Source organism: Candidatus Paceibacterota bacterium (genome assembly GCA_041661265.1).
Lineage (GTDB): Bacteria > Patescibacteriota > Minisyncoccia > JAHIHE01 > JAGLIN01 > JBAZUT01.
The window spans coordinates 1-7851 of the sequence record JBAZUT010000027.1; the positions used below are offsets into that span (position 1 = coordinate 1).

The 7851-nt window shown below is 42.3% G+C and carries 13 protein-coding genes; 5 read left to right on the forward strand and 8 right to left on the reverse strand.

All coding sequences use genetic code 11. The features are described from left to right. Positions 1-214: 214 nt before the first annotated feature. The 6 genes from WC788_09745 to WC788_09770 all read right to left on the reverse strand — a co-directional run bounded on the left by WC788_09745 (position 215) and on the right by WC788_09770 (position 2932). Complete coding sequence (locus WC788_09745) at positions 215-421, reverse strand: hypothetical protein (protein ID MFA6097878.1); 207 nt, start codon at positions 419-421, stop codon at positions 215-217. 16 nt (positions 422-437) lie between these two features. Next, on the reverse strand, positions 438-935 hold the full coding sequence (locus WC788_09750; protein MFA6097879.1) for an HAD family hydrolase: 498 nt from the start codon (positions 933-935) through the stop codon (positions 438-440). Between the two features lie 29 nt (positions 936-964). After that, entirely contained in the window at positions 965-1369 is a 405-nt protein-coding gene (locus WC788_09755; protein MFA6097880.1) for a hypothetical protein, read from the reverse strand. Positions 1370-1630: 261 nt separating this feature from the next. Then, positions 1631-2341: an NUDIX domain-containing protein gene (locus WC788_09760; protein MFA6097881.1), complete on the reverse strand. Its 711-nt coding sequence runs from the start codon at positions 2339-2341 to the stop codon at positions 1631-1633. Positions 2342-2352: 11 nt separating this feature from the next. Next, complete coding sequence (locus WC788_09765) at positions 2353-2643, reverse strand: hypothetical protein (protein ID MFA6097882.1); 291 nt, start codon at positions 2641-2643, stop codon at positions 2353-2355. 13 nt (positions 2644-2656) lie between these two features. Continuing rightward, positions 2657-2932, reverse strand: a complete 276-nt coding sequence (locus WC788_09770) for a hypothetical protein (protein ID MFA6097883.1) — start codon at positions 2930-2932, stop codon at positions 2657-2659. Positions 2933-3114: 182 nt separating this feature from the next. Here WC788_09770 and WC788_09775 point away from each other — a divergent pair, with 182 nt between their 5' ends. Next, complete coding sequence (locus tag WC788_09775) at positions 3115-3897, forward strand: helix-turn-helix domain-containing protein (GenBank protein ID MFA6097884.1); 783 nt, start codon at positions 3115-3117, stop codon at positions 3895-3897. Between the two features lie 92 nt (positions 3898-3989). Here WC788_09775 and WC788_09780 read toward each other — a convergent pair whose 3' ends face one another. Together WC788_09780 and WC788_09785 are read right to left on the reverse strand one after the other, a co-directional pair. Then, positions 3990-4382 carry a hypothetical protein gene (locus WC788_09780; protein ID MFA6097885.1) on the reverse strand — a complete coding sequence of 131 codons (393 nt, stop codon included), beginning with the start codon at positions 4380-4382 and terminating at the stop codon, positions 3990-3992. After that, positions 4375-4650, reverse strand: a complete 276-nt coding sequence (locus WC788_09785; GenBank protein MFA6097886.1) for a hypothetical protein — start codon at positions 4648-4650, stop codon at positions 4375-4377. Before WC788_09785 ends, WC788_09780 begins: the two co-directional genes overlap by 8 nt. A 198-nt stretch (positions 4651-4848) precedes the next feature. On the opposite strand from WC788_09785, the gene WC788_09790 reads away from it, so the two are divergent. From WC788_09790 to WC788_09805, 4 genes are all read left to right on the forward strand, one after another. Then, the gene (locus WC788_09790; protein MFA6097887.1) at positions 4849-5283 is read left to right on the forward strand and encodes a hypothetical protein; all 435 of its coding nucleotides are present in this window, start codon (positions 4849-4851) and stop codon (positions 5281-5283) included. Positions 5284-5379: 96 nt separating this feature from the next. Next, on the forward strand, positions 5380-5721 hold the full coding sequence (locus WC788_09795; protein ID MFA6097888.1) for a hypothetical protein: 342 nt from the start codon (positions 5380-5382) through the stop codon (positions 5719-5721). Positions 5722-5875: 154 nt separating this feature from the next. Further along, a complete protein-coding gene (locus WC788_09800; protein MFA6097889.1) occupies positions 5876-6493 on the forward strand; it encodes a hypothetical protein in 618 nt (205 codons plus the stop codon). 339 nt (positions 6494-6832) lie between these two features. After that, complete coding sequence (locus tag WC788_09805) at positions 6833-7672, forward strand: hypothetical protein (GenBank protein MFA6097890.1); 840 nt, start codon at positions 6833-6835, stop codon at positions 7670-7672. Positions 7673-7851 lie beyond the last annotated feature (179 nt).

Below are 7851 nucleotides of genomic sequence, written 5' to 3' on the forward strand. Positions count from 1 at the left end.
GAAAATCGTGTTAGAATAATTCATAGAAAAAGCCTTATTAAGTTAATAATTGGAGCGATATCCTAATTATATCTAAACTTAGAGGTTTTTTCTATTTTGGAAATATTTTTGTTGGACACTAGTACCCGAGAATATGGCGTAGTTTGATAGGTTAACCGAAGAAACGCCAATAAAAAATCGGAGCAAAATTTGTGCTCCGATGTTTATGTGTTGGTTATACCCAGTATATTTGGTGTATAAGGGCGATGTTGTTGCTTCGAAGCTGATCTTTTGGAAGCTTGCTGTCTTTTACGAACTGTTCAAACGCTTCCGTTCGCACTTTTTCTACGTCGGAAGCCTTGTCTATGATCGGCAGATCAAGGACCAGGCACGTGTGGACTATGCCTTGCAGGTTCTGTATATATACTACTATTACGTGCACGTTTTCACCTCGTATATCATATCTCCAGGTTCTCGAATGAGAATTTGTGCGGCGCTCTCATGTAGTCCAGCAGATACGTTTCCGGATTGCTTGGATTACTGACTTTTATGATATCTCTGAAGATCGCCGGCACCTTGATGAATTTCACGCCAAAATATTCGGCGGAATCTTCATCGCGATCGTTATCTCCTATAAAGACGAGATCGCTTATTTTTACGTCGAAATCCTTCGCGATCTTCGCAAGGTCTTTAATGCCTCTTGTCATGTCCCATCCGTAATAGATCTTTGAGATCCTGTTCTTTATCCCGATCTGTTCGAGATAGAACTCGACTTCCTTTATGCTTTCCTCTTTCGTAAGGATCGAGCCTGAGGTGGTCGCTATCACGAAACGGCAATCCGAATTTTTATCAAGAAATTCATCAAGCCCGATCCGCTTTACGATCGGATAGATGCCGCCTCCGCTAACTATCGTTTCCATCAGGTCGAATATGACTATTCTTCCCTTCTTTTTCATGTCCGTTCCTCCATTCCATTTTGTGGCGTTCAATAATGCATTTCCGCTTCATTGATTCGGTGTGTTATGAGTAGGGCGATCAATATATTCAAGATCACAAAAGAAATGAATATAGTGACCGTTAGCCACGTGCCATATATTCCCGTTCTTAGGAATATCCACGACTCAACCTTGCCCAATATTATGATCTCGCCGATTATACCGGCAAGCAGGCTTATAAGCCAGGCGAGGCCATTCCATTGCGGGTTGCCGCCTATGACTCCCGAAACTATCAATGTCAAAACAAAGCAGGCTATGGCCAATATTATTGTTGTCAGAATATACATTCCGACAAGATAGATTATCGCCAATCCTCCGGCAATGGAGCCATACGCGAAATATAATACGGCTACGATGAACGTAAGCACAAAAGCAATAAGTATTTTTCCTAGCATGATTTTTCCTCCTGGTTTTCAATGTTCTCGCGAATAAATTCGATTTTATTGCGAACGACATATTGTATCATATTCATTGTAAAAGTCAAGGTATGAAATAAGCCGCGGAAATAAGCCGCGGTCGTTGCTTGTTCAAATGACCGAAGGTTTTTTCTTGGCCGCTGTCTTCGCGGTATCTTGATTTCGGACACAGGAACAGCTTCAGAAGGCTCATGGAGCCGGCGCTTTTATACAACAAAAAAAGGATCCATGTTTGGATCCCTATTTTTTCATAAGTTCTTCGATCACTTTCCAGTGGTCGAATCCGATCTCATTTTGCTTAAGTGAATCTATTTTTTTTATGTGGATCTTTTTGGCGTCGCTGGCAGGGAAGAGGTCCTTAAGGAACTCATATCCGATGAGGTCCAAATGGAACACGGCAGAGATCCTCCGCCCTTCTCTCGGGTCTCTGTTGGGATCGTCGAGGATCGCGAGAAGCTTGAGCCTATCCGGGTCTATTTTGAGGCTGATCTCCTCGAGGGCTTCGCGCGCGCATGCGCCGCTGAGGCTCTTGTCCGAGCTTTCGAAATGTCCGCCGGGAAGAACGAGTTCGTCCTGGAACGGAGGTTTCGCCCTATTTATCAGGACGATCTCGGAGCCGTTTATGGTCAGTGCGAGGTCTGTTGTCAGGATCATTCTGTCGTATTTTTTCTCTTCCCGACCTTCTTCCTTCTGAAAGAAGGCCTGTTTTTTCGGGATATAAACGTCGCGGAGCCTCTCGTCTCCCATTACATCATTATCTCTTTTGCAGTGCGGGCACCGGAAGGTCAGCTTTTCTATGTCATAGGGTCCGTCCCTTCCTTCCGCTCTTTCCGGTCTGAAATATAGGTCGTCTTCGGTGACCAGCAATGTCGCTTTGCATTTTGCACAGACCAGCTTTTCTTCCCAATCTTCCATTTCTCTCAGTTTTATGCCTTCTTCTATTATTTTCATATTGACCTCCGTTACAGCTGTTTGAAATTCTCCTTGCTTTTCCTGTTCTTATTTATCACTTCCTGGACGTCATACGGGAAGTCTCCATTCACTCCTATGTCAGTCTCGGCTTTGCATAGCGAACAGGTGAAGGATATGAATTGCGTTGTCGTCTCGCCGTCGGTACTCTTGAAGGTATTGTAGAGATCTTCGGGGGACAGGAGCAATTTTGCCCCGCATCCTTTGCGTCCGCTTCCCTTTCCGGTGCAAGTGCGTTTGGCGGTCCAGGCTTTCGGTTTCTTTCCTTTCATTATCACTTTCATGGTCTGTTTCCTCCTATTTTTTGTTCTCGAAATATTTCTGTTTTGATGGCAGGTTGCCGCTCACTTCATAGGGAGCGTTCTCGATATCCGTTTCCACTCCGCATAGCGGACATGTGAAAGTCACATAGGCGTCCGTGCTTCCGTCGTACGAGTGGTGGTATGTCTTATACAGGTCGCTTGCTGAAACCAGGAGCTTGGCTCTGCAGCCTCCGCCTCCATTGCCATTTCCGGTGCAGGTGCGTTTGGTGGTCCATCCTTTCTGATCCCTTCCTTTTTTCAGTACTTCCATATTTTTTTCCTCCTTGTCAAAGAACTTTGTCTTCGGCGATCATGTCAGCCAATAACAACGATATTATCTCATAATATGAAAAAAGCAACATATGTAAACGTAATAAATATTGCTTAATTAATAAATATGTGCTATAATAAGGCATAAATAGGCAGATATTAACTACTATAATAAACGTAAATATGAATAATAATGCACTTACAAAACTGGAGGAGCAGGAAATCGCCGAAGCTCTGGAACAGTTCGGACTGAACGGGAAAGATCGGACTGTGTATTTTTCGCTCCTGGCCCTCGGGAGATCTTCCATCACCCCCATATCCAAATCCACAAGACTTCCACTCACGACCGTTCAGTCGGTTCTTGCGCGCTTGGAAAAGGCCGGGATCCTTGATGTGACGATGCAAAGGTCAAGGCATATATATGAAGCGAAGGATCCGCAGGTGTTCAAGAGGATCCTCGAGAGGGAGACCGAGGAGATTGCGGGGATCATTCCGCTTCTCAAGAAGATGAGATCGGACAGGGGCGCTTCTTCCAGGATCAGGATCTTCTATCGCGAGAGGATCGCCGATATTTTTCATGAGGCGCTGAACTCGGAGAGTAAGCTGGTCTATGAGATAGTGTCGGCTCGGGAGCTTCAGGAGGTCCTTGGAGAAAAATTCCATTTCACAAAGCGGAGGATCCGGGAAAAGGTCCGTCTGAAGAGCCTCCGGGTCGAAGAAAATGAAATAAAGAAATACAGCAAAACCATCCACGAGAAAGAGCTTCGCGAGGCGAAATTCCTTCCGCGGGAGCTCACATTCCGCTCTTCCATGATGTTCTGGGATGATAAAGTGGCCTTTTTTACCACGAAGGCAGAAGGAATCGCCTGGGTGGTGGAAAGCAGGACAATCTTCGAGACCGTGAGGCAGATGTTTGAGCTTTTATGGAGTGTGAGCCGGAGGATGGAAACAGTACCGGAAGTTTAGTTGTTATTTAAAATTCATTGGTTTTCCGGTTTTATGAAGATCACCGGAGGAATTATTATAAATATAATTATTTATAAAAAAATCCGGATTATTTATCCAGATATTTTTTTGCAAACTTGGTCCCAATAATAATTTATCGGTATTCCGATGAAAGCTGCGAAAATTATCGCTCCTATGGCGTCAGCAGAACGTACGCTTGGTATAAACATGATAATTGTCGCCAGGCTACACAGCAATGTGATAGTTTTCGCAATGTTGCTGCGTCCCTTTTTCAGGACCAGATAGACCATCGACACCGCCATGATCCCAAGCGTCAGTGATAGGCCGATACGAATGCCGTCAATTTCGGCTTTTCCGGTTCCACCCGAAAAAAGCAATATAGACGCAATGCCCAATAGTGTTGCATATAAGACCGGCACCCATGCTGCCCTTGGATTTCTCCACTTACACAGTTCGATTTTGTCCTTGTTCTCATTTTTATTCATCCAGATCACTCCTTTGTCCTATGCGGTATTTCGGAATGTGTCCGCTTCCGCCGCAGTAGCTGCATTTAACGAACCTGACGCCCGGTCCATCGCAAATGCGTTCTTCTCCTTCTCCGTTGCATACCGTACATCGGGTCGTATTTGGTCCGAATTCCACCTTATCGAAGGTCGGGTTGCATGTTGGGCAATTTTTGACCAAAGTGCCTATTCCATACGTAATCCTTACTTCGCCGGTTCCTCCGCAGTTTTCACATTCTGATCCTGTCATAACTGATCCTCCTATTGCTGTTTTTTGTCCACCGCGATCATAAAAATATTTAGTGAACATCAAATTATAGCTTTAACTCCGGAAAAGTCAACAAGCTTCAGTTTAACGCGCATCGTTGACAATCATAAGATGTTGCGGTAGGATACTTCGTCCGGAAGATGAATATTGATTTCGGAAAAAATATTGGAGGCGAATATCTTGAAAAATAATGTAAAAGAAAGTTTAAAACCTATTCACAGCGAAGGAAGGATCGGCCAGATCGTTGTTTTGGACAAAGTCGGAGTTTCGGCAGACGACCAGTTGCATCAATTCGAACAGCCGCACCTTTTTAGGATTATTTCCAAAGAAGGAGAGGGCTGGGATACCGTATATAAGCTGGAAAGTCTTGCAAGCGGCAAGAAAATAACATTGGGCAAATATGACTCATCGTATTTCTACGATGCAAGCGAATGGGCTTATGACATGAGAGATGAAAAGGAAAGACAGAAGAAGAAAGTCTCCGAAAAGATCGAGGACCTGAAAGGCAAGATAGCGATGCTGACCGATATCCTGACAAAACAGGGAAATAGGGTCATCGTCGTATCGGATGAAGAAGAGATAAAATTCATGAAAAAGATCGGCATAATAAACTGAAATAAGCCTTATTTAAAGAGGCTTTATTTTTTTTATTTGAAAATATACTCGGATATGCTATGCTTTTAACGTCGGAAAAACCGAAGGAGGGATAAAATGATATTTGCCACACACATTATAAAGATACACGGTGCGATCAACCAGTTCATCTGGCCTGAAAAGAAGCTGAGGAACTATGTAGACAAAAAGGTAAAGAATGATATTTTTGTGACTTTCCATGCCAGGCTTAAATCATTCAGGCTTGAGGAGGAAAAGGTTGAGGTCCGGGTTTATTTGTCAGCTCTTCCGTCTGAAGTGACAGCGAAAGTTGTCGATGAATGGCTCAAGGATAATACGATCAGGAGAGGTCTCGGGGTTGAAAATTTTGAGATAGAAATTATCGCAAGCAAGATCGACCCGGATTTCAATAGGTCAAAAGAACTGATATTTTTGGAGTGAAAACTCCATTTTTTTTGTTATAGGATATTTTGACACGCCAGAAATGCAATATATCTGTGCATTGCTCCATCCTATTGACATTTGTGGACAAATATGATACCGTACACGGTCCAGTACGAACTTAGGAATGCTGGCGATTGCGGAGGTATGTAGTATGAAAGTAGCAGTAAGAATTGTAGTAAACAACAAGTATAGTGTTACTGGCACATCCTTTTTCGAGAAGAAAATTGAAATTCCAGTGGTTTTGAAAAAAGGAACCGTGCTTAGGCTTAAGATCGGAGATACGGAGCATAATCTTGTCATAGCGGGGATCTTTGCGAAAGACTGTGATTGGGATAAACCAGGAAATGAGGCGATCGTCTGGATTGATGGCAGCAGTATGACCGAAGGCAGATATCCTCTCAAAGACAATCCGACTTTCTATTTTGACCGTGATTCATCATGGGGGAAAATAGCAGATGATAAGATGATGATTGATGGAGCGATATGCTGGCAAGTGGTGAAAGGCTTGAAAGTAAGAGTGGTAATTAAGCTAAACGATACCGCTGCTTTTCTGAAGGAGATAGAGATCCCAGGCACAGTACTTCCGTTTGTGGGAAGTAGTCTTAATCTCCAGATAGGAGGCAAATATCGTGAACTTAAGGTTTCAGAAATCGCATGGCATGAGACAGAAAATATGTTGTATATAAGGACATCCGGAGATCTAAAATATTTCCTTTGCGGCCGAGAGTATCATCTCGAAGGCGATCCAACCTGGATACGCACCTGGTAATTGAATAAAACCCGAATCATATAAGATGAGGGTATTTTTTTATTATGGTGTCAGAACCTGCCTACCGGCAGGCAGCGGAGTTGGGTTTATTATGATGCCAGGACCTGTCCGCTCAGGGCCGCTTTGTGTCAGGCGGAAACGGTCTGTGAAAGATAGTATCAGATAGAACCGAAATTGTTCATAGCGGTCGGTATCCGATATTCCTGTCTTAGCAAGATTTTCTTGGAAAAATCCGATTGACTTAAGCGTCTTTTTTTGGTATAATTAATAACAGTTAGAGTATAAATAAGATACTCTGTTTTTATTAAGATTCTTGTCATATATCAATTAATAAAAAATATGGAACAAGTTCAAACTGATAGTAAGACAGAAAAAAGTCCGGAAGAAGGATGGTCCAATCAAAAACATAAAGTTCGCATTGAGGAGCAGGAAAAATATGACAATAATTATCGCCAAAAAGTTGCCAGACTCTTTAATGATGAGGTTATTAAGGGTTATGGCGATGATCCTGAAATGTCTTTACTCAATGATAATGTGGAATCAAGTTTACGAAAACTAGGAAAAAACGAAAATTTAAAAAAATTAAAGCCAGAAGATTATAGCTTTGCAGTGTCGTATTTAATCGGTCAAATGGATTATTGCCCGAGCAGAGAAGAGGCTGATCTTGAAATCAACAAAAAAAACGAGATTAGAACTCAACAGGCAAAAGAATTATTCATAGAAAGTTGTAAAAAAATATACCCTGATGTCGACGAAAATCATCCGACAGACCTGAGAACTCTATCTCGCAAGTTATCCGGAATGAAAGGCACTTTATCTTCCGATGATAAATTTGACGCAATTGATGTTGCTGAAATTCGCAAAACAGGAAAAGCGAAGCTGGATATTGATAAATTAAAAGACATAGCAAAAAAGTTGCAGGAGATGCTGAAAGATATAACTCTTGAAAATAAAGATTTTGCGAAGATGTTTAAATTAGAAATTGACAAAGAAACAAACGATGAAGGCATTGCGCTTGTCGAGGACTATAAAAAAAAGAAAGCGCTAATAAACGAGTATATATACGAGTTTATGCTTACAAAAGATACGGTTTATGAAAAATTATACGGAGATAAAAATATTTCCGTGGAGGGTGCAAAAAAGATCGATGAGGCTCGTGAAAAAATAGAAAATAAGTGAATTTCCCTGTGGCAGAGACCACAGGGCGTCCAGTTAAATCTCGAACAATCTAAGCTGTTTAATATCTTCTTTCCTGCCCTGCTTGATTATGTATTTTTCAATGATAGCCTTATCTCCTTTCCCGCTTACTGTTGCAAAATAGTAACCATCAGTCCAGAATTCACCTCCCCAGAGCTCTT